Raw genomic sequence first — 21,813 nt, forward strand, 5'->3', positions numbered from 1 at the left:
ATTAAACTGGCATCCTTGTTAATTCTTTATACATATCAATTGCTTTGTTTCGAATTTCCATTAAAAGTTCCAGACTGGTTTTAGCTTTTTCCCCAGCAATCATAACTTCATGAAGTTCAACACCATTACCAGAAACAAAATCTTCTATAGCTTTTTGTGACTCTTTTTGTGCTTGATTAACATTATTAATCAGTTCTGCAAAAGTATTTGTGATGTTATTTTCTTCGTTCGGCTTCTTTACTTCTGAATTAAGAGAATTAACAACAAAATTATTTAGTCCTTCTATTTTCATTTTATCCTCTCCTATCAATTATGGAACCGATAGTAACTCCTGTAACTTTACCTTTTGCATTGTAGAATTCATAACTTAAAATTTCTTTTTGTTTTTCTGGATAAAGATTTGCAAAGAACTTTTTTTCTTCTTGAGTTACTTCCGGTTTTTTAATTTTATTGGTGTTGTTTAATGTTCCATGATTAACTAAAGAATAATTCCCAATTGAATTTGTAGTTATTTTCATTTTATATCTCCAGTGAATCTTTTACCATTTGTTTTGAGGAATTAAGTGCAGTTAAATTTGCCTCGTAAGCCCGGGTAGCAGCAATCATATCAACCATTTCGTTAATGATATTTACATTAGACATCTGAACATATCCATTCTTATCTGCATCAGGATGGTCGGGCATATAAACAACATCGCCAGGTTTTTCATCGGTTAACTCATTTATCTCTACATTATCATTCACTGGCGGCAATGAGACATTCTTAGTTTTAACTCCAGTAAAATGATTTTCTTTTGTTGTGTTTAGTTTAAGAATCTGCCCTTCAATTGCAAGTTTAGAAGCAAAGCTTGTCTTTTCTTCCTGCACTTTTAAATATTTTCTTTGATATGGTTCGCCGTTCTCCGTTCTTACTGTATCTGCATTTGCAATGTTCTGAGCAATGAGTTCCATTTTTCTTCTTTGAATACTCATTCCTCGAGCACTAATTCCAAAACCAAATAAACTTCCTAAGATTTTCAAGTTCTACCCCCTCCTCGTATTACATTTTGTAATGTTTTATAATATTCCCCTACTTTTTTTGAAGCAAATTTGAATCGTAGTGTATTTTCTGCTAATTCAGACATTTCTTTTTCGATATTTACATTATTAATTCCAGAAATATTTTCACTGCTTTCATCATAAATTATTTCAAAAGCAGGATTATTATCTTGAGTTGAATTTATTGCAGGCAGATGTTTACCGTTAGTAGTCTTTAGAATTGCATCGGAATTTTCTTTCAAAAGACTTTTAAAAGAAACATCTTCTCTCTTATAATTTTCTGTATGAACATTGGCAATGTTATTTGCAATAACCTTATTCTTTACAACACAGTAATTAAGCAAGTTTTCAAGCAGTTTAATTGTCGACATACACTTTTGGATTTTTTGAATATTATATCCAAAAGAAATGCCATAATAAATGATTGATTTTTAATGAAATGTTTAAATGATAACTAAAAAGATTGGCTAAATATGAACAGTTGTAAATTATTAATCATTATAATCAAGAATAATACTTTTAGTTTGACCACATGAACATACAAATTTAATTTCCTTTACAATATCATTTGCATCTTTCTTTATAAATATTTTAACACCCTCAATATCATCTTCTTCAACAGTAATTTTTGTATAACCTTTGATTTCAACATCCGAGGCTTTAATTAAATTGCCTGTATGAATTTTGTTCTTTGTAAAAATATCTTTCATTAAAGCTTCTTCAAAACGATTAGGCATGGCAAAGCACCTTATTAATTTGTTCTGGAATTTTTTCTAATGGCAAAACTGCATCTGCAAGACCTGCATCAACAATTGCTTTTGGCATCCCATAGACCACACATGATTCTTCATCCTGAGCAATTGAATAACCGCCAACACTTTTCAAATATCTTACTGCTTCCAGTCCATCTTTCCCCATTCCTGTCATTATAACACCAAGTGTATGCTTACCATAAAAATCTACAACTGAACTCATCATTACATCAACAGAAGGTTTATGAACTGAATCCTTTGGTTCTTCTGTAATTTCAATTGCTGCATTTGTGAGATTAATTTTTTTCAATTTCATATGATAACCGCCTGGTGCAATATAAATAACTCCATTTTGAACTGATTCTCCATTCTCAGCTTCTTTAACAGATAAACTGCATATTGAATTTAATCTATCTGCAAGTGATTTTGTAAACTTAGGAGGCATGTGCTGAACTATAAAAATGGGAACTTTGATGTTAGATGATAACATTGGTAAAATTTTTTGTAATGATAAAGGTCCACCAGTTGATATTCCAATTGAAACTGCACGAAAATCATTTCTTGAAATTTCTTTCTGCGAAACTGAAACAGTTTTTTTCTTATTAATTTCAGAAGATTTGGCAAGTCTTTCTAATCTTTCCTTAAGAAATTTTTGACGATAAATTTCTTTTACTTTTGTAATTAAGCTGTCTTTAATTTTTGTTATGTTAACATTAACATAAGACAATTCTTTAGGAATAAAATCAACCGCTCCTAATTCTAAAGCAGTTAATGTTGCTTCTGCTCCTTCTGTAGTAAGCGAACTGACCATTAAAACTGCGGTTGGTGCTTCTGCCATTATTTTTTTTAATGCAGTAAGCCCATCCATCACGGGCATTTCAATATCAAGAGTTATAATGTCAGGTCTTAATTTTTTTGCAAGTTCAACCCCTTCCTGACCATTGCGTGCAGTTCCAATTACTTTTATTTTTTCATCGCTTTCAAGCATTAAAGAAAGAGATTTACGCATGAAAGCAGAATCATCTACCACCAAAACAGAAATATTAGGCATTAATTTTCTTTTCCAGTTTGTTAAACAATTCGTTAATATCAAGAATTATTACAACTGTTCCGTCTCCCATGATTGTTGAACCTGCAATGCCATCAATTTTTCCGAGGTAATTGCCAAGCGATTTAATAACAACCTCCTGCTGACCAACTAAATCATCTACTTTTATCCCAAATCTTTTTTCTGCTACACCTACTTCAACAATATATTGCCATTGTGTTTCTTTCTTATGACCATTTTCTCTATTGTCTATAAGTTCTTCTAAACCAATAATCGGTAAAATTGAATCCCGTAAATTAATTACCTCTTTACCTCGTACTGTTTCTATTTGATTTCTATTTACTCTAATTACTTCAATTACAGAATGAAGAGGAATAACAAGAGTTTGATTGCAGGCTTTTACAATCATTCCTGAAATAATTGCAAGTGTTAAAGGAAGTCTCAAAATTATTTTTGTTCCTTTATCCACTTCTGATTCAACAGAAATTGTTCCTCTTAATTTTGCTACATTAGTCTTGACTACATCCATCCCTACTCCACGACCTGAAACATTGGTAACAACTTCTGCTGTGGAAAATCCTGGATGGAAAATTAGATTGTATGCTTCCTGTTTAGATAATTCTTTTGCTCTTTCTGCAGTAATGAAACCTTTACTAATTGCTTTTTCTTTAATTACTTCAGGATCAATTCCTTTTCCATCATCTTCAATTTTAATTACGATATTATTTCCTTCATGTTCAGCAGATAAAATAACCGTGCCTTTTCTATTCTTTCCTTTAGCCAATCTTACATCAGGTTTTTCTATTCCATGGTCTATTGCATTTCGAACGAGATGAACAAGTGGGTCGTTTATTTCTTCAATTAAATTTTTATCAACTTCAGTATCTTCACCATAAATTTTTAGTTCTACTTCTTTTTCAAGTTCTTTACATAAATCTCTTACAACTCGTGGAAATCTATTAAAGACTTTTCCAATTTTAATCATTCTTAATTTCATTACAACAAGCTGAAGTTCACTTGTCATCAAATCAATTTGCTTTGTTGCATCAGCTAAATCCTTAGCAATGTTTGAATTTTCAAATTCGAGTGCAACTTGACTATTAACTTGCATCAGACGATTTCTTCCTAAAACTAATTCAGAAGCAATATTTAATAATGCATCCAGCCTTTCAACTTCTACACGAATTGTATTATCTGTTTTCTTTGATTCCGCAGTAGAAGATAATTTAGCCGCAGCATTTTTTTCTTTTACAGTTGTATTAACTGATTCTATATTGGGCTGATTTGCTTCAATTTGACTTGTAGTTTGGACATGAGTTTCAATTTGAATATCACCTGCAGGATTATTCCCCATGCTTTCTAGTAAACCTGCCAGAACCTTAATAACATTTTCTACATCTACATCTTCATTTTTTTCATTTTCAATTTTTATTAGCAGTTCTTTAATTGTATCATAACCTAAAATGATCCCATCCATTAAATTAGAATTTAATTTTGCTTCTCCCTTTCGCAGCTTATTTAAAATATCCTCGCACTTATGTGTAACTGCAGGCAATTTTTCCAGACCGAGAAAGCCAGATGTTCCTTTAATTGTATGAAACGAACGAAAGATTTGATTTAATAAATCCAAATCATCCGGGCGTTTTTCAAGTTCTATTAAGTCGACATTGAGATTTTCGAGAATTTCTTTTGTCTCCAGCAAAAAGCTGTCGACAATCTCCTTCATCTCAGGGTCGATTAGCATCGGATTTTGAGTTGTACCTTCCATTATTTACCAAACAATTTATCTATTTCTTCCTGTGAAGTTTTATTGTTACCATTAATTAATTCATCAGCAACTTTTTGCATTTCATGATTTCTATCATATTTAGCATTTGGATTATAGGGCTTTTTATGGTCATGTATTTCTTCAAAATGAGGAATTTGAAAACCATCCTGTTTATTAAAATCAAAAAGCAAAGAAGAAAGCCGCTTTTGGACAGAATCTATTAAATGATTTACAGAAGCTAATTGCTGAGCAGTTATATCCTGCACCTGAAGTGAAATTGTAATATTTGTAATATCATTTTCTATTTTTTGAATGACGCTTTCTAATCCAACAACTTTACTTTCTAGCTCATCAATAACAAGTGCAGATTTTAATTCTTCAAGTCTGCCATTGAGACCTGGATATTCATTAATTAATTTATCTAAAGCTACTCTCTGATTAAAAAATCCATTCTTCAAATCTTCAAGTTCATTTTTAATTTTAGTCATATCCGTAGACATTGAATCAACAATATCAAGAATTTCACTTGTTGCTATTTCAGTTGCATTTGTAACACTGTTAATCTGATGAGCAGCTTTGGGCATTTTACTTGTTGTATCTTGAATTGAATTATTTACATTTTCAAGCAGAGGAACAATATCGGTCATAAAATCAATAATTTTTTTGAATAAAGGGACAATTTTTTGACCGAATATGAAGAATTGCTTTAAGTCCCCTAACTTTTGAAACACCTGTTCCATGCTTAATTGATTTTCCATATTTAACTCCATTTTATGAACTTGCTAAAATTTGTTCAATCTTCTCCCGCAGAATTTGGGGTGTAAATGGTTTTACTATATAATTATTTACTTTGGCTTGAAGGGCTTCGAGAATATCTTCTTTTAGTCCTCTTGTTGTAACCATTAAGATTGGGAGAGATTGAGTTTTTTCGTTTGAGCGTATTGCTTTTACTAATTCAAGCCCGGAAACTTCCGGCATGTTCCAATCGGTTATAACAAAGTTAATTGAATCATCGGAATTTAACTTTGAAAGTGCCTCTTTGCCATCGGCAGCTTCAACAAAGTTATCATAACCGATTGATTTGAGGGAATTGGCTACAATTCTCCTCATTGTTACTGAATCATCGACTACTAAGAATTTGAGTGCCATAGTTTTACTCCTAATTCAAATATTTTGAAACTTCGTATAAAACTCTTTTGGGATCAAATGGTTTTATTAAATATGAATTAGCTCCGCATTCTAAACCTCTGTGTATATCTTCACTGTTACCTAACGAGGTTAGAACAATGATTGGCAAATCTTTATATTCTTCATTATTTCGGATAGAACGGATAAGTTGAAAACCATCAACATTAGGCATATTTAAATCTGTTATCAACAAATCAATTTTATAATTAGGCAGCTTTTCCAATACTTCCATTCCATCCGAGCAGGTGATGATCTCGTAACCTTTAACACTCAAGGCTACAGATACAAATTTTCTTATTGTCGGAGAATCATCAGCAACTAATATTACCCGTTTCATTTTATATTATTACTCCTTCTTATATCCGACAGTCTTAGGAAAACTAACAAGATTAAATGCTTTCGAAATACCCTGCAAAGTTTCAGAATAACCAATAAACAAATAGCCTCCTCTGTTTAATGAATTATATAAATGCGAAACCACTTTTATTTTCGAAGCATTATCGAAATAAATTAAGACGTTGGCACAAAAAATTATATCAAAATTGTACATTGTTTTCATCATAATATCATCATATAAGTTGAGTATACTAAAAGAAACAAGCTTTTTTAATTCTTGTTTTACTTCGAAAGTATTGCCATTTATTAAAAAATATTTTTTTAAGTAGTATGGAGGAATATTACGAACCGAGTATTCTTTATAAACTCCATTTTTAGCCGTTTCAATAACAGCTGAACTTATGTCGGTTCCAATAATTTCTATTTCAATATTTGGATATTTCGGTTTCACTAAATCATCAAATACCATCGCAATCGAATATGCTTCTTCGCCAGATGAGCAAGCTGCACTCCAAACCCGCACTCTATTTTTCTTTTGTGAAATTTTATTTTGAATTATTTCAGGAAATACTTTAGAAGCAAGTGCGTCAAGCTGTGGTTGATTTCGAAAGAAGAATGTTTCGTTTATTGTTATTGCTTCGTAAAAATATTTCTTTTCTTCTGTATTTCTATTGCTTTTTAATAAGTTGAAATATTCTTCATAATCTTTTAATCCAAGAAACGAAATTCTCCTCTGCAAACGGCTTTCGAGCAAATATTTTTTATTATCCTGAAAATAAATACCAGTCAAATCGTAAATATATTTTCGTATTTCCTGAAATAACTGAAGCGACATAGTCATCTGCTTCGGTAAAACACTGCTTAAGTTCTTACTTATATCAGAAACATTTAATTCAGTAAATTGGCTCATATTTTTAATTATTTTGTAGTGGAATTAATTTTCTTTCTTAATTCAATTACTTCCTGTGCTTTACTTCTAACCATCTCATCTTCATCCTGTGCTAAGCGAATTAATGCGTTTGTCGATTCAGAATTTTCAACGGTCTCAAGTAATTCTATTAATCTTAATTTGTTCCATATATTTTCATCATTAATCATCGAATCAATAAACAGTAGTGCACTTTCCGGGTCAAGATTAAATATTATTTCCATACTTGCTCTTCTTACCTCTTCGTCTGGATGAGTTAAATATTCACTAACAGAATGAATCAGATTACGTATCATCATTAAAGATATTTGAGATTGGGCTTCGGAATTCATGGCGTCCGATATAATTGACAAAAGCAAATTCAAAATATGAACTACATTTTCTGGTTTTTCATTTAGTATGCGGGGCATTTCTTCAAAAACAAAAATTATATTATTTGTTACCTTTGAGCGAATTATTTCATCAAGCTCGTAATCTTCTCCAAGAAATCTTAAACTTGCAAGTAAAATATCTTTATCATTAAAAACATTTATCAATGATAAAGCAATTTTTTTATGTTCAGCATTTCCCTCTCTCAATGTATACATTAACAAACTTTTCATTTTATCATCAAAAGGAATATCAAGATTGTATTTTTCTTTTAATAAAAAGATAGACGTTATCAGTGGCCATACAAGTGGTCCGTGAACATTTAAGATTTGCTCAAGAAGAAAGAAATATGTGTTCACATCTCCTATATATCCAAGACTTTCCAGAATTGAATATTTTGTTAATTCATCTTCAGAATTAAATTTCGAAATTAGAAAATTAAGAGCCTTTTGAGAACCAATTTTCCCTAAGGCTTCTACAATTGTTGGTTTGTATAATTCATTCCTTTCATAGAAAAGAAGCAATATATCAACAGCATCTTCATAACGAATATTGCCAAGTGCTTCAATACAGGCAAGAATAACATTATCATTATCTGTTGTACTCAAAACCTCGATTATATGATTAACTGATCTGGGATTAGCAATTATACCAAGTAAATCGATTATAAATTTATTATCATCATCACTTCTATCATGATTATATTCCATTAATGCATCAACAGATAAATCTCCAAGTTTTGCTAAAATTTCTCCAGCAAGATTTCTAATCGATATATCAGGAGAAGAAATATAATGGACAAGATGAGATGGAGCTTCTTTTGGACGATGATTTAATAACAACATTGTAGCAGCATTACGCACACCTTTATCTTCATGCGATATGAGTGAACATATTTGAGGTACAAACTTTTCAACATCTGAACTTTCATCTAATGAATATAAAACATCAATTATTTCGTCGCTTGAATATTTTTCTAATTCATTAAAAAAATTTTCATTGATAGAACTACTATTCATAAAAGACCATTATTTGTTTTTGAATAACTTTCAAGTTATGTGCCTGTCATTATCATCAAAAAAAATCTTCTTATGTATGTTTTTTAAAGTTTATAATGAATAATATTAGCCAAATGATAATAATCGTCCACTTTGATTATCGAAAAGTTTCTGAAAAGATTTAGCTCGAAATGATTATATTCGGAACCAAAATTTGAATTTTATATTTTGATTTAAATTAAAGAAAACAAAATCTTTTTCGATAATAAAATGTGAAGTAATTTATTTTGTGCAGATAAGTCTAATTTGAATAAATAAATTTTTATAATGATACAAAACAACAATCTTATACAGAATAATTCAGAGAATGTAAAGCTTAATGTAAAAGGTTTGCACACTTTATATTTATTATTAAATGCTTTCGATATTGGATTTTTAGTAAGCGATAATTCAGGTTCGATAATTTATTCTAACACTTCATTACTCAAATTATTTGGAATAAATTACGAAGAGATTCATTCAAAAAATATTCAGGAGTTCATCGATTATCTTGAAAAAAATTGTTTGAATGAATTGGGAAATGTGAATCTCTTAAAAGAATTATCTAAAAATGAAGAAAAAAATGTAAGTCTTATCTTAAGCTGCAAAGAAAACCGATTTATAAAATTTTCTTCTTATCCATTAAAGACTTTTGGATTCCCCTACCGATTATGGGTTTTTGTAGATTATACAGATAAAATTGCAGGCGGGATCACAATTAAATTTGATGTCCAATCAGAAATCACAGAAGTAAATTTAGAAGATTTAATCAGGAAACTCGAAGAAAATAATTTACAACTTCAAAAACAGATTGAAGAATTAACTCAAGATAAATCATCAAAAGAAAAATTTATTTCTGTTATTGCACACGATTTAAAAAGTCCATTTCAAGGTCTGCTTGGAATTTTTGATATAATTTCCGAAACATTTGATGAACTTACAACCGATGAACTAAAAAAATATCTTGGTTATGCTAAGACATCAGTGAAAAATTTATATAATCTTATAGAAGGATTATTGCAATGGTCTCGGTTTGCACTTGGCACTGTTCAATTTAACCCAACAAAGTGTAATTTATATCAAGAAATGGTTAATGTAATTAACTTAAATAAAAACGCTCTCGAGAATAAAAAGCTAACTGTGATTAATTACCTGAAAGAAAATCTTGAAGCTTTTGCAGATGAAACTATGGTCAACGCAATATTCAATAACTTACTATCAAATGCAATTAAATATTCGAAGAGAGGTGGAACCATAGTTATCGATGCAGAAAGACATGAAAATTATATTCAGGTATCAATAGCGGACCAGGGTGTTGGAATGGATAAAGATATTCAAGAAAAATTATTTAAGCTTGGTGAACAAATTACAACACACGGTACAGAAAATGAGACAGGTACCGGCTTAGGATTAATTTTATGCAAAGAGATGGTTGAACTAAATAGTGGCAAAATCTGGTTTGAAAGCGAACCCGGAAAAGGTTCTACATTTTATATAACACTTCCAAAAGCAAAATAATTAAAAATTATGGAAAGAGAACAGACAGTAAAAGCAAAAAAATACGAATCAAATTTTCAAGCTGAACACTCTTTAGAGTTATTCCGCTTCATTTTTGAAAATTGTGCACAGGCTTTTGCTGTTCTACAAAATGAAATAATTGTAATGCATAATCCCGCATTCAATAGATTATTTGGAATTGATAAAAATGATTCATTTAATGGGAAATCAATTTTAGAATTCATTAATCAAGCAAATCAAAACAATGTAAAAAAAATATTATCAAATGCCATTAACCTTAGTTCTCATTTAGAATTCAACAATATCAAAGGGAAAAGAAAAGACGGTAGTGAATTCGACTTAAAAATTTATGTATCGGTTTATTCATTCAATAACGAAAAATATTTAATTACATATTTTCAAGATGTGACTGAGAAAAAGAAAATTCTTGAACAGGTTAATAAATTATCAAGAATAGTTGACCAGAGTTCTTCGATTATAATTATTACTGACTTAGATGGGAAAATTGAATATACCAACCCAAAATTTACAGAAGTAACAGGCTATTTCTTCGAAGAAGTTCGAGGCAAAAAAATTAACTTCTTAAAATCAGGTTATACACCGGATCATGAATATGAAGAATTATGGCAAAGAATTCTATCTGGCAAAGAATGGAGAGGGGAATTCAAAAACAGAAAGAAAAATGGTGAGTTTTATTGGGAATCTGCAACAATATCACCTATTAAAAATGATGAAGGTGAAATAACTCATTTTCTTGCAATTAAAGAAGATATTACTGAAAAAAAAGAAATGGAGTTCGAATTAAAACGTGCTCTTGACAGCGCTGAAGAAGCAAGCAGATTGAAATCCACTCTGCTATCAAATATGAGTCATGAACTGCGAACTCCATTAACAGGAATTATTGGATTTGCAAGTTTATTAAGGGATGAATTAAAGAACGCAGAACACGTTGATATTGTAGATAAAATATTAAAATCCGGCAAAAGACTTTTAGTTACATTAAACTCCATCCTCAACTTATCTGAAATTGAATCTGGAACTTTTCCTATAAATATTACAGAATTTAATCTTGCATCTTATACAAAATATTTCTTAACAAATTATGACAGAACAGCCGCTGAAAAATCACTGTCATTTAGTATTGAAGTCCAGGATGAAGAAATTTGTGCAATTGGCGATGAAAATCTTTACAAACAAATTTTACTGCATATAGTAGATAATGCTTTCAAATTTACTTCTGTTGGAAGTGTTAGAATTGTAGTCACATCAAATCATGATTCGAAAAATTGTTATGCAATTGTAAAAGTTATTGATACTGGTATTGGAATTGCAAAAGAAGACCAATCAAAAATTTTTAGGGAATTCAGACAGCTTAGTGAAGGAATACGCAGAAATTTTGAAGGGAGTGGATTAGGGCTATCAGTAGCAAAAAAAATGGCAAATTTAATGAACGGAGATATTACTGTTGAAAGTGAGCTTGGAAAAGGTTCAACATTTAGTATAATTTTACCAGGGACTAAAATTCAAGAAAGTGATAATATTAATAAGAACAAACCTTTAACAGCTATTTCAGAAAGAAAAACTAAAGATATAAAACTCCATAGAAAACCTAAGATATTAAGCATTGAAGACAATTTGCTAAATGCAGAATTAGTATCACTCTTTTTACGTGACATTTGTGATGTTGACAGTGCTCATAATTATTCACAGGCTATAGAAAAAATCAAAAATAATAAGTATGAAGCAATTCTTGTGGATATAAATCTTGGAAGTGGTCCGAGTGGTATTGATTTTGCAAAAGAAATCAAAAAGTATCCTGAATACAAAAATCTGCCCCTTATTGCTATAACCGGCTATGCATTACTTAGAGACGAAAAAAAACTTTTAAATGACGGTTTCGATTATTATCTCGCCAAACCATATGATAAAGAAGACCTTATCAATATTTTAATACAGGCAATAAAATTCGAAAAGAAAAATTAAGATTGTAACTATTATTTCTATCATCATTTTCAACTTTTTAAATGTTTTATATAAGATTGTGTAACAATTATAAATTAACAAATTAACTCATGCACCGTCCCTTGTTAGAGTCCAACAATGATTTATTCATAAAAAATTTTTATTCATTCTTTCTATTAGAGATTCTACTCCATATTTGACTGGCAGAATTACTTTTTCATATTTTCATTCATTCTCATTCTGATGAGACAAACCGTAATTCTCTTCTCTGTCATTCTAAGGAGTCCGCCGTTATTATCTCCTCTATCATTCTGAGGAATCCGCCACTATTTTTTCCCCTGTCATTCTGAGAAAGCTGCGGTAAGGCGGACGACGAAGAACCTAAAACAATATTATATTTAATAGATTCTTCCTCACCTTCGGTGAGTCAGAATGACAATTCTACTTTTTCCTGTCATTCTAAGGAGTCTCGACGTTAGGCGGACGACGAAGAATCAAATTCCAATTTTGCGTTTAAGGGATTCTCAATATCAAATGCTTCATTTACTTTTTCTATTTAATCATCATAATAAATTCACTCGATCATTCCTCAATTAAAAAAGACTGCGTGATAATTATAAAGCGAAATCTATTTCGATAATAAACAATGTAAAAAATTTTCTTTTCGCAATAAACGAGATAAATTTCGCGTTAAATTGATATTATCGCGCAGTCTCTCAGGAGGGAGGACCGCATTTTTATGCGGTCCTTTTATGAAATATTCAGGGCAATAATTTTTTGAGGCACTTTATTATCGTTAAAAAATATTAAAACTTTATAGCGATAACCTTACAGCTGCATCCTAATTTTGATTAATTTGTTTTGTTACTTCAATTCCAAGTTGTTCCATTCTATAGCGAAGTTTGGAACGAGATAATCCTAAAATTTTAGCAGCTTTTACCTGATTGCCATTTGTAATTTTAAGTGTCTTTTGAATTAAAGCCTTTACGACCTGATCCATCTTAATTCCTTTAGATGGAATTTGCAGTATGAATTGGTCACTGTTTTCTTCAATATTACTTTTACTATCAATTAAAAAGCTAAAATGATGTTCACTCAAAACATTATCTTCACATAAAAGAACAACTCTCTCCATAACATTTCTTAATTCTCTAATATTTCCCTTCCAGTGATATGATTTAAGAAGCTCAAGTGCACCAGAATCAATGCCTGTTATTTCTTTATTAAACTTCTGATTAAATTCTTTTAGAAATGAATAAGCGATATATGGAATATCTTCTTTTCTTTCTCTTAAAGGAGGAATATAAATTTTTACAACATTTAATCTATAAAACAAATCTTCTCTGAAATTCCCTTTTGCTACTTCTTCTTCGAGATTTCTATTTGTAGCTGCAAGAACTCTAACATTGACACTAATTTCTTTTTCTCCGCCAAGTCTATAAAATTTTCTTTCTTGAAGTACACGCAACAATTTAACCTGCATATCCAGACTTAATTCGCCAATTTCATCTAACAATAATGTTCCGTTATTAGCTAATTCAAATTTGCCGAGTTTTGTTTTTGAGAAGCACCTGTAAAAGCTCCTTTTTCATGACCAAACAGTTCGCTTTCAGCTAATTCTCTTGGAATTGTTGCACAGTTTATGGTGATAAATGGAGCACTGCTGCGTGGACTTTTTTGATGAATATATTTTGCAAAAACTTCTTTGCCAGTACCGCTTTCTCCTTCAAGCAAAATTGTTGTATCTGGACTTTTAGCTAATTTTTCCACAGAATGAAGCAGTCTATGAATTTTTGTACTTTTCCCAAAAAAGTCTGGTGTTAATTCATCCTGCATCAATAATGTATGAAGTCTATCTACTTCTGATTTTAATCTTACATTTTCTATTGCTTTATCAAGTACAATTAACAATTGGTCTAAGTCAATTGGTTTAAGAAGAAAATCAAATGCACCTGCTTTAATTGAGGTTACAGCCATCTTTATGTCTGCATAACCTGTAATCATAATTACAGGAATTGAAGGATATTCTTTTTTAATTGTTTTTAGAAGGTCAATTCCATTATGAGTAGTAAGATATATATCAAGAAGAATAACATCGGGTTGAAATTCTGCAATGTATTTTTTTGCTTCGTTGGCATCCAGGCATGCCTGCACATCAAAGTTTTGTTTTGTCAAAACTTTCTTCAACGAAGAAGAAACTAAATCATCGTCATCAATTATTAATACTTTCGGAATCATAGTTTTCAATTATCGTTTGTAACTAAAGAATTAAACTTTACAAAAAACTTTGAGCCTTTACCATATTCAGATTCAAAATTTAATTCAGCATTTATTTCTTCAAGCAATCTTTTGCATACTGTTAATCCCACACCAGTTCCTTTGTCTTTGCTTGTAAAAAATCCTACTAAGATTTTTTCCTTATCTTCTGGCTTAATTCCACATCCAAAATCTTGAACTTCCCATAAAACAATAATTTTATCATTATCAATTTTTCTTTTTGTCCTTACAATAACTTCCCCCCTCTCGTATGACGCTTCAATTGCATTGTTAATCAAATTAATAAATACCTGCAGTAATTTATTTTCATTAGCATATATTGATGGAATATTCTCATCCAATTCTTTAATGATTTTAATCCCCCTTTTTGAAGCTGTTATGCTGACAATTTCTATTGTCCTATCTGTAATTGCATTAATCGATATTGCTTTTTTTGTATCAGGCGACTTGCGTGTAAAATCAAGAATGTCACTAATAATAAAATTTATTCTTTCGAATGCTTCGAGCGAAGATGTAATTGATTCTTGAATTTCACTTGATAATTCATTCTCAAACATTTTCATGTAATCAAGATTCAGCTTGATTACAGTTAGCGGATTCCTAATCTCATGCAATAAACCTGCTGTTAGTTTACCCAATATCGTAAGCTTATTATTCTGAACAAAATCTTCCAATTTCTTGATATGTATCTATTATAAGAAAATATTTATAACAAAAATACAAAAAGATTTTTTATTTATTAAACAATGCAAGTATTTATTAAAAGAATATGCTTAGGAGAAAAGTCTTACCAAAATTACTTCTGCAATTGATTATTTCTGAAGTAATCAACCGTTTCCTTTAATCCTTCAATTAAAGTATTTTCAGGGTAATAATTTAATTGTTCTATAGTTTCTTTAATGGAAGCCATACTATGTTTTATATCTCCTTTTCTTTCTTTTTCGTATATAATCTTACTTTTACTGTTTGTTAATTTAATAATTTCCCTTGCAATCTCATTAATTGAAATTGATTTACCAAGAGCTACATTAAAAACTCCAGAAACTTTATCATTCTTTGCTGCAAGTATATTTGCTTTTACAACATCTTTAACAAAAATAAAATCACGGGTTTGTGTACCATCACCATAAATTGTAACAGGTTCATTAGCCAAAGCCTTTTTAATAAAAATTGGAATTGCAGCTGCATATTGACTGTCGGGATTTTGTCGCGGTCCAAATACATTAAAATACCTTAGTGAAACTGTTCCCAATCCATATTCTTTATTATACATTTTTAAGTAATACTCACCTTCGAGTTTAGTAATTCCATAAGGTGATTTAGGGTCGGGTAATGAATTAATTGATTTGGGTAATTCTTCGTTATCACCATAAATTGCAGCTGAACTGCTGAAAACAACTTTTTTAACTTTATGATATCTTGCTGCTTCAAGAACGTTTAATAAACCTATGATATTTATTTCAACACATTCAAAAGGTTTTTCTATAGACTCAGGGACAGATACAAGAGCTGCTAAATGATGAACATAGTCTGCATCTTTAAGCACATCAAAAACTAAAGATTTATCTGTAACACTCCCTTTATGAAAAATTACACCATTAAGATTTTCTATATTAGATAAAAATCCTGAACGCAAATTATCTATTATATGAACTTCAGCCTCATCTTTCATCCAGTATTCAGCAATGTGACTGCCAATGAAACCAGCTCCACCTGTTACAACAACTTTTATTTTTTTCATTATTGTATTATTGATAATTTTTTATTTTGAGATACCAGTTGCTCGACTCTTCCAGAATTTTGCTGCTTCTTTTAATAAATGAATGAATGTCCTCCAAATCGCTATCATTTAGTTGAGCTAAATCATATAACTGTTCAGTTGCAATCCTAATGAATTCATCATTTGAATCAGATTTAAATATTTTTATAAGATTTCGCACAAGTATATTATCAGGATTTACTTCTAAAATTTTTTTTTGCGGAGCTAAATTTTTATTCGTAATTCTCAATATTTTTTGCATTGTGTTAGTTAATTCATTATCCTTCAGAACAAGACATGCTGCACTATCAACCAATCTTTTAGATTCAATTACATCCTCAACTTTATCTCCAAGTATCTTTTTCATTTTTGATAGCAGACTGCTAAAATGTTTCTTATCATCACTGCTTAATTCTTCGACTTCCTTTTTAGCGTCAGTTAATGATTTGAATTCTTCGAGTTTCCTTGCATCTACAGTTTCAATAGATTTAAAATCATAATCTTTATATTTCCCCAACGAAGTTAAAATCAACTCATCAATCGGGTCATACAAATAAAGAACCTCAAGATTTTTATTCTTGAAAATTTCCATGTGAGGGTCAGAATCAATAGCATTTCTATTTATCCCGCTTGCATAATATATTTCTTTTTGATTTTCGAGTTTTCTACTTATATACTCTTCAAGTGAAATTAATTCTTCTTCGTCCTTGCATTTTGATGAATTAAACCTCAAAAGTTCAATATATTTATCCTTATTGACAAAATCAGTATAACCAAGTTTAAAAACTTTACCATGCTCTTTCCAGAACTTACTATAACCTTCCCTTTCATTTTTTGCTTTTTCAATTAAATAAGTCAATACTGTAGTTGTTACACTTGAAGCAATTTTATTGAAAATTATATTTTCCTGAAGTGTTTCTCTTGATATATTTAATGGCAAATCTTCTGAATCAACAACTCCTTTCACAAAACTCAAATATTCAGGCAGCAAATCTTTATTCTTATGTTGAATTAAAACTCTTCTAACATACAAATCCAGACCATAATTTTCTCTGTCAATCCAGAAATATTCACTGCTTTTCTTTGGAATGAACAATAATGCATTAAATTGAATTGGAGCATCAATTGATTTGTGTATTATATCTGCGGGTTCTTCGGAATCATAAGTTAAAAATTTATAAAACTCATTGTACTGTTCCTTTGTGATGGAACTTTTGGGTTCGCGCCAGATTGCACTTATTGTGTTGATTTTTTCATTGCCAATATAAATGGGATAAGAAATAAAATTAGAATGTTTTTTAATTATTGATTCAAGTCGCCATTTTTCAGCAAATTCTGTTGCGTCATCTTTTAAATAAATTTCAATTTTTGTTCCTCTTGGAATTTTTTCTTCTAGTGTTGTAATTTCATATTCACCTAAGCCATCAGATTTCCACTGAACAGCTTCATCTTCGGGACGAAATGATTTTGTTTTTATTACAACTTCTTTTGCAACCATAAATACTGAATAAAAACCAATACCAAATTTACCAATGAGGTTAGTTGCTTCTGCTTTCGACTCCGAAAGTATTTTAAGAAATTCTTCAGTTCCAGATTTTGCTATAGTTCCAATATTTGTTATTAATTCATCTCTATTCATCCCAATTCCTGTATCAGAGACAATCAGCAATTTATTCTTTTCATCATTAGAAATTTTTATTTCAAGTGGTAAATCTTTATCAACAATTGCAGTTCCCCTGTTGGATTCAAATCTAAGTTTATCAAGTGCATCTGATGCATTTGAAATTAATTCTCGTAAAAAAATTTCTCTGCTTGTATAAAGAGAATGAACAAGAATGTCTAATAGTTTTTTTACTTCAGCTTTAAATTCATATTTTTTTACGGTTGGACTATCGCTCATAAATCCTCCATAAAATTACACACTTTAGCACCGCAAAAATAAAGAGGTTTAATAATTGCAGCAATTAACAACAATGGGGTTTATTTGGAATTGTCATTTTTGGAAGAATCTTCTTCACCACTTAAAGCTTTTTTGAAGGATTTAATTCCTTCCCCTAAGCCTTTCATAAGTTCTGGAATTTTCTTTGCACCAAATAATAGAACCAGAATAAAAATTATTATAATAATTTCAGTTGCGCCTATGTTACCCATATTGACCTCATTTTAACAACCGAAAATAAAAAATTAATCTTCCCTAACAAAATTTATCTTTTGAAAATCAATTCATAAAGTGAAATAAATGCCATAAAATAAAATGATAGATACATTATCGATGCAGATATAACCGCTAGATAAACAAATTTTTCTTCAACAAATCTCATTAGCCATATTGAACCAAAAGAAATTATTATTGATACTAATGGTTCAGTCATAATAAATAATTTCAACCTGCCGTTAATTATCGAATTAAAATAAAATATCAGTCCAATAGAAAAGAATATAAAAGCCAATCCCAGAATATGATTATGTGTTGTAATTAACAATTCCGAGATTGGCTTAGGATAATTTTCTGGAACTTCAAAGTCAGAATCTATGCTCTTTTTATCACCATTAAATCTTTCAATTGTACCTTTTGGTGAAAAAGAAGTTGTATGGTTTAAAAAAGCCAACCCAGTTCCTACTCCTATAGAAATTACTATAGTATAAACAGCAATGAATTTTTTTAATGAACTATTTAAAGATTTTAAGGTGATATTCATAATGTATCTTTAATGAGTGAAAAAAGAATACTCAGCTTTTTTATTCCTGTTGTTACTGAATTTGCAGAAATTGTAGCACCACTAATACTGCTTACATCTTTACCAACTTTGAATTGATGATTTACATCTTTCCCGTTAAATTGATTTAACCAGCTTTTCTCCTGAACAGCATTCCCATAAGATTCTCTATATTTAACTATCTCAGCTGTTAAAATCCTACCTTCACTATCAAATATTACAATGAAAGTAATAGGTAATGATTTACCAAGCACATTATCAAGCATTGCAATACCAATCAATTTACCGTCGTCAAAAATCTTCCATAAATAAATATATTTATTAAAAAATCTTTGATTACATTCTTTTTCTATTTTTGTTTTTATTTCTATTGGCAATTCAAATTTCTGAAATACCATTTTAATATTTTTATTAAAATAACTTGATATTATTTTTTCAGCATTTTCTTTTAAGTCAACTTGTACTAATAACAATAAAATTAATAGAACAGTTTTCATAGATTAACCATAGAATGAATTATTAAAACATATAACCAACACCAAGATTAAATAGAGTAGTTTTTTCGTTGTTAAGCTCTCTTTTTCGTATACCATAATCCAATTTGAAAACAATTTGGTCAATAGGTTTTACTGACAACCCTACCATCCAGTAAGTAAAATGATTTCTTTTTTCTGAATCCCCGCCTAAATTTGTTTTTGCAGCAGTATTGTAATCAGAATAACGAATGAAAGGAATTACTTTTGTATCCCAATTAAAAAAGCTTGCAATATTATAACCTATATCCAGGTAAAAACCTGTTGATCGTTTTAGATTATACTTTTCATAATCAATGTTTCCGTATTCTGCAATAACATCTAAATTATTAGTTTGATATCTGCCATGAAGTTCATATAAATAAATTTTATTTGTTGAAGTATCGCCTGATGCTTTATTATAGGTAAATGAACCTCCAATTTTCAAATTTGGAAAACCCAAATAATCTACTCTTAAATTGTAAAGGGGATTTTTCGCATCTGCCTTATAGCCTTTTCTTCTGCCATCCCTGATAGCATTTGATTCACTAAATTTATCACTATTTAATCCTTCCATTATCGTTAGTTTATAATCGAAAGAATTTATTTTGCCATAAAATGCAATCCCGTTACCAAACCAGGTTGTAGGAATTATTCTTGTATTATAATCTGGACGTTCAACACCAAAAAATAATGGTGGTTCATGAATTTCATTGATTAAGCCAACAGAAGGAAGAACAACCCCAGCTTGAAATCCAAGCCAATCAGTATAATGATAATTAACATAAGCCTGTTCTAATTCTATTTCACCTTCCCCACCTTCAACATAATTATGTTCTAATTCTATTTCAGAATGAAAAGACCATTTATCATTCCATGAAAATCCTATAAAAGTAACAAATCGATGAAAATCAAGAATTTGTTTCAAAGGCTTTTTATCCGTTTTTTCATGATTATAGTGCAATTCACCATACCCATGAACAACAGCATTAAAGTCATACACTCCATTTTGAGAAAGAAGAATAATTTGAAATAAGAACATTATGAATAAAGTAAATCTTAACTTTTGCATTTTTCCTCCTATTTATTTTATGGAATAATAAATTAGTAACTAAAAAATACATGAATTTATTTAGACTAAATATAAATTAGATTTCATATTAAATCAAGCATTAATCTGTCTTCTACTAAATTTTTTTAAAAATTTTATGAAATGATGAGATTATTTTTTTTAATTCAATAGGATTTTATAAATTTAGACAAAATATTAATAATTTGATTTGGGTTGGAAAGATAAAGCTGCAGAATTTATGCAATATCTTAGTCCTGTTGGTTCTGGACCGTCATCAAAAACATGGCCTAAATGTCCTTCACAATTTTTACATAATACTTCTATTCTTTTCATACCATGGCTATTATCCTCTTTGAGAATTATTTTGTTTTTATCAATAACATCATAAAAACTTGGCCAGCCACAAAATGACTTAAATTTTGTTTTCGAATCAAATAATGTTTGGCCACAACCCGCACATTTGTATACCCCCTCTTCAAAAAAATTCCAGTATTTACCTGTAAAAGGTTTTTCAGTCCCTTTTTGTCTTAAGACATAATATTGTTCTTCTGTTAAAATTTTTTTCCAATCATAATTTTGCATAAAGTCTTCATACTATTTCATATTTTTTACATAATCTTCTACTTCTGTTAATGTTGAAAAATATCCTATTCTAACTCTATACCATATGCCTTTTCCAGGAATATTCACTTTAACAATAAATGCATTATGACCCATATTTCTTAATTTGCTTACTTCTCTTTCTGCTTTCCATTTTTCTTTCCATGATGATACTTGAACACAAAATTTATTACCATCTGTAAAAATTGTTTTATAAACCAATCTCTCAGCACCTAAGTCATAATTTTCTTCATTTACATTTAATTCAGGTTCTAGTGAAATAGTTTTTCCTGTATCGTTAATGCTGCTATTTAATTTTTTTGATTCGATGTTGCTTGATTTAATATCAGAAAGCAAATCAACTTTATCCTGTTTATTTTGATTATGAAATTTTATGTAATTGATGCATTTTTCATAAAGAGCAGAAAAAATTTTACTTGTATCAATTAAGCATACGTTATTTTCCCTCGCTATTTGTATTGGCTTATATGCATCCCCAACAATTTTAAGCTTTTTATCATAATATAAATTCCCGATAATATTTACTTTTCTTGAAACAGTATCAAACAATGTTTGTGTTTTGACATATATAATTTCTTGATTTATTTCATTTATAAATTTTGGTTGTTGATAATAAGTAATCATAAGTGCAGATAAGATATTTTTTTCTTGTTTGATGCTTGAAGTGTCAAGATAAATTTCTTTATCATCAATACTAATAACCTTTTCCCATTTTTTGGATAAAATTTGAGCATTAATTACTAAATGAGAAATTATAATCAAAATACACAGAGCAAGACAAAAAAATTTTTTCATAAAAAATATTTAACTCAAAAATCAATTGTAAAATAAATTATTTCAGGTAAAAATAAAATTCATTTAAAAAAGTTATGACAATTATGATAAAAACATTACAATTATCTTTTAACCAA

At 29.7% G+C, this 21,813-nt stretch carries 25 protein-coding genes; 2 read left to right on the forward strand and 23 right to left on the reverse strand.

The window, feature by feature from the left end; genetic code table 11:
• Position 1: 1 nt before the first annotated feature.
• The 12 genes from fliE to VJY32_RS06755 form a co-directional block, all read right to left on the reverse strand.
• Positions 2-292, reverse strand: coding sequence for a flagellar hook-basal body complex protein FliE (gene fliE / locus VJY32_RS06700; RefSeq protein ID WP_353677133.1), 291 nt, complete (start codon positions 290-292; stop codon positions 2-4).
• A gap of 1 nt (position 293) precedes the next feature.
• Positions 294-518 carry a hypothetical protein gene (locus tag VJY32_RS06705; RefSeq protein ID WP_353677134.1) on the reverse strand — a complete coding sequence of 75 codons (225 nt, stop codon included), beginning with the start codon at positions 516-518 and terminating at the stop codon, positions 294-296.
• 1 nt (position 519) lies between these two features.
• Positions 520-1,020 carry a flagellar basal body rod protein FlgC gene (flgC, locus tag VJY32_RS06710; RefSeq protein ID WP_353677135.1) on the reverse strand — a complete coding sequence of 167 codons (501 nt, stop codon included), beginning with the start codon at positions 1,018-1,020 and terminating at the stop codon, positions 520-522.
• Positions 1,017-1,409 carry a flagellar basal body rod protein FlgB gene (gene flgB / locus VJY32_RS06715; protein WP_353677136.1) on the reverse strand — a complete coding sequence of 131 codons (393 nt, stop codon included), beginning with the start codon at positions 1,407-1,409 and terminating at the stop codon, positions 1,017-1,019. Before flgB ends, flgC begins: the two co-directional genes overlap by 4 nt.
• Positions 1,410-1,529: 120 nt before the next feature.
• On the reverse strand, positions 1,530-1,775 hold the full coding sequence (locus tag VJY32_RS06720) for a hypothetical protein (RefSeq protein ID WP_353677137.1): 246 nt from the start codon (positions 1,773-1,775) through the stop codon (positions 1,530-1,532).
• Positions 1,768-2,841, reverse strand: coding sequence for a protein-glutamate methylesterase/protein-glutamine glutaminase (locus VJY32_RS06725; protein WP_353677138.1), 1,074 nt, complete (start codon positions 2,839-2,841; stop codon positions 1,768-1,770). Before VJY32_RS06725 ends, VJY32_RS06720 begins: the two co-directional genes overlap by 8 nt.
• Positions 2,834-4,606: a chemotaxis protein CheA gene (locus VJY32_RS06730; protein WP_353677139.1), complete on the reverse strand. Its 1,773-nt coding sequence runs from the start codon at positions 4,604-4,606 to the stop codon at positions 2,834-2,836. The genes VJY32_RS06725 and VJY32_RS06730 overlap by 8 nt, the downstream gene beginning before the upstream one ends.
• Positions 4,606-5,364, reverse strand: coding sequence for a protein phosphatase CheZ (locus tag VJY32_RS06735; protein ID WP_353677140.1), 759 nt, complete (start codon positions 5,362-5,364; stop codon positions 4,606-4,608). The genes VJY32_RS06730 and VJY32_RS06735 overlap by 1 nt, the downstream gene beginning before the upstream one ends.
• Before the next feature lie 13 nt (positions 5,365-5,377).
• A complete protein-coding gene (locus VJY32_RS06740) occupies positions 5,378-5,755 on the reverse strand; it encodes a response regulator (RefSeq protein ID WP_353677141.1) in 378 nt (125 codons plus the stop codon).
• Positions 5,756-5,765: 10 nt separating this feature from the next.
• Complete coding sequence (locus VJY32_RS06745; protein ID WP_353677142.1) at positions 5,766-6,131, reverse strand: response regulator; 366 nt, start codon at positions 6,129-6,131, stop codon at positions 5,766-5,768.
• Between the two features lie 9 nt (positions 6,132-6,140).
• Positions 6,141-7,040: a CheR family methyltransferase gene (locus tag VJY32_RS06750; RefSeq protein ID WP_353677143.1), complete on the reverse strand. Its 900-nt coding sequence runs from the start codon at positions 7,038-7,040 to the stop codon at positions 6,141-6,143.
• Positions 7,041-7,048: 8 nt separating this feature from the next.
• Complete coding sequence (locus tag VJY32_RS06755) at positions 7,049-8,446, reverse strand: HEAT repeat domain-containing protein (RefSeq protein ID WP_353677144.1); 1,398 nt, start codon at positions 8,444-8,446, stop codon at positions 7,049-7,051.
• A gap of 306 nt (positions 8,447-8,752) precedes the next feature.
• Between VJY32_RS06755 and VJY32_RS06760 the strand changes: the two genes are divergently transcribed.
• Together VJY32_RS06760 and VJY32_RS06765 are read left to right on the forward strand one after the other, a co-directional pair.
• Complete coding sequence (locus tag VJY32_RS06760) at positions 8,753-9,982, forward strand: sensor histidine kinase (RefSeq protein WP_353677145.1); 1,230 nt, start codon at positions 8,753-8,755, stop codon at positions 9,980-9,982.
• Between the two features lie 9 nt (positions 9,983-9,991).
• Positions 9,992-11,965 carry a PAS domain S-box protein gene (locus VJY32_RS06765; RefSeq protein ID WP_353677146.1) on the forward strand — a complete coding sequence of 658 codons (1,974 nt, stop codon included), beginning with the start codon at positions 9,992-9,994 and terminating at the stop codon, positions 11,963-11,965.
• Between the two features lie 820 nt (positions 11,966-12,785).
• Here the strand turns inward: VJY32_RS06765 and VJY32_RS06770 are convergent.
• The 11 genes from VJY32_RS06770 to VJY32_RS06820 form a co-directional block, all read right to left on the reverse strand.
• Entirely contained in the window at positions 12,786-13,460 is a 675-nt protein-coding gene (locus VJY32_RS06770) for a sigma 54-interacting transcriptional regulator (RefSeq protein ID WP_353677147.1), read from the reverse strand.
• A gap of 17 nt (positions 13,461-13,477) precedes the next feature.
• Complete coding sequence (locus VJY32_RS06775; RefSeq protein WP_353677148.1) at positions 13,478-14,182, reverse strand: sigma-54-dependent transcriptional regulator; 705 nt, start codon at positions 14,180-14,182, stop codon at positions 13,478-13,480.
• A gap of 5 nt (positions 14,183-14,187) precedes the next feature.
• Positions 14,188-14,895, reverse strand: a complete 708-nt coding sequence (locus tag VJY32_RS06780) for a sensor histidine kinase (protein ID WP_353677149.1) — start codon at positions 14,893-14,895, stop codon at positions 14,188-14,190.
• A gap of 122 nt (positions 14,896-15,017) precedes the next feature.
• Positions 15,018-15,962 (reverse strand): SDR family oxidoreductase, encoded by a 945-nt coding sequence (locus VJY32_RS06785; RefSeq protein WP_353677150.1) that lies wholly within the window; start codon positions 15,960-15,962, stop codon positions 15,018-15,020.
• A 7-nt stretch (positions 15,963-15,969) separates the two neighbouring features.
• Entirely contained in the window at positions 15,970-17,880 is a 1,911-nt protein-coding gene (gene htpG, locus VJY32_RS06790; protein WP_353677151.1) for a molecular chaperone HtpG, read from the reverse strand.
• A gap of 80 nt (positions 17,881-17,960) precedes the next feature.
• On the reverse strand, positions 17,961-18,131 hold the full coding sequence (gene tatA / locus VJY32_RS06795) for a twin-arginine translocase TatA/TatE family subunit (RefSeq protein WP_353677152.1): 171 nt from the start codon (positions 18,129-18,131) through the stop codon (positions 17,961-17,963).
• 53 nt (positions 18,132-18,184) lie between these two features.
• Positions 18,185-18,679, reverse strand: coding sequence for an Aq_1264-related membrane protein (locus VJY32_RS06800; protein WP_353677153.1), 495 nt, complete (start codon positions 18,677-18,679; stop codon positions 18,185-18,187).
• A complete protein-coding gene (locus VJY32_RS06805) occupies positions 18,676-19,194 on the reverse strand; it encodes an FMN-binding protein (protein WP_353677154.1) in 519 nt (172 codons plus the stop codon). The genes VJY32_RS06800 and VJY32_RS06805 overlap by 4 nt, the downstream gene beginning before the upstream one ends.
• Before the next feature lie 22 nt (positions 19,195-19,216).
• Entirely contained in the window at positions 19,217-20,281 is a 1,065-nt protein-coding gene (locus tag VJY32_RS06810) for a putative outer membrane beta-barrel protein (protein ID WP_353677155.1), read from the reverse strand.
• Positions 20,282-20,476: 195 nt separating this feature from the next.
• Positions 20,477-20,863: a peptide-methionine (R)-S-oxide reductase MsrB gene (gene msrB / locus VJY32_RS06815; RefSeq protein ID WP_353677156.1), complete on the reverse strand. Its 387-nt coding sequence runs from the start codon at positions 20,861-20,863 to the stop codon at positions 20,477-20,479.
• A gap of 12 nt (positions 20,864-20,875) precedes the next feature.
• Positions 20,876-21,697 carry an SPOR domain-containing protein gene (locus VJY32_RS06820; RefSeq protein ID WP_353677157.1) on the reverse strand — a complete coding sequence of 274 codons (822 nt, stop codon included), beginning with the start codon at positions 21,695-21,697 and terminating at the stop codon, positions 20,876-20,878.
• Positions 21,698-21,813: the final 116 nt, after the last annotated feature.

Origin of the sequence: Rosettibacter primus (assembly GCF_036860675.1) — a bacterium.
GTDB classification, from domain to species: domain Bacteria; phylum Bacteroidota; class Ignavibacteria; order Ignavibacteriales; family Melioribacteraceae; genus Rosettibacter; species Rosettibacter primus.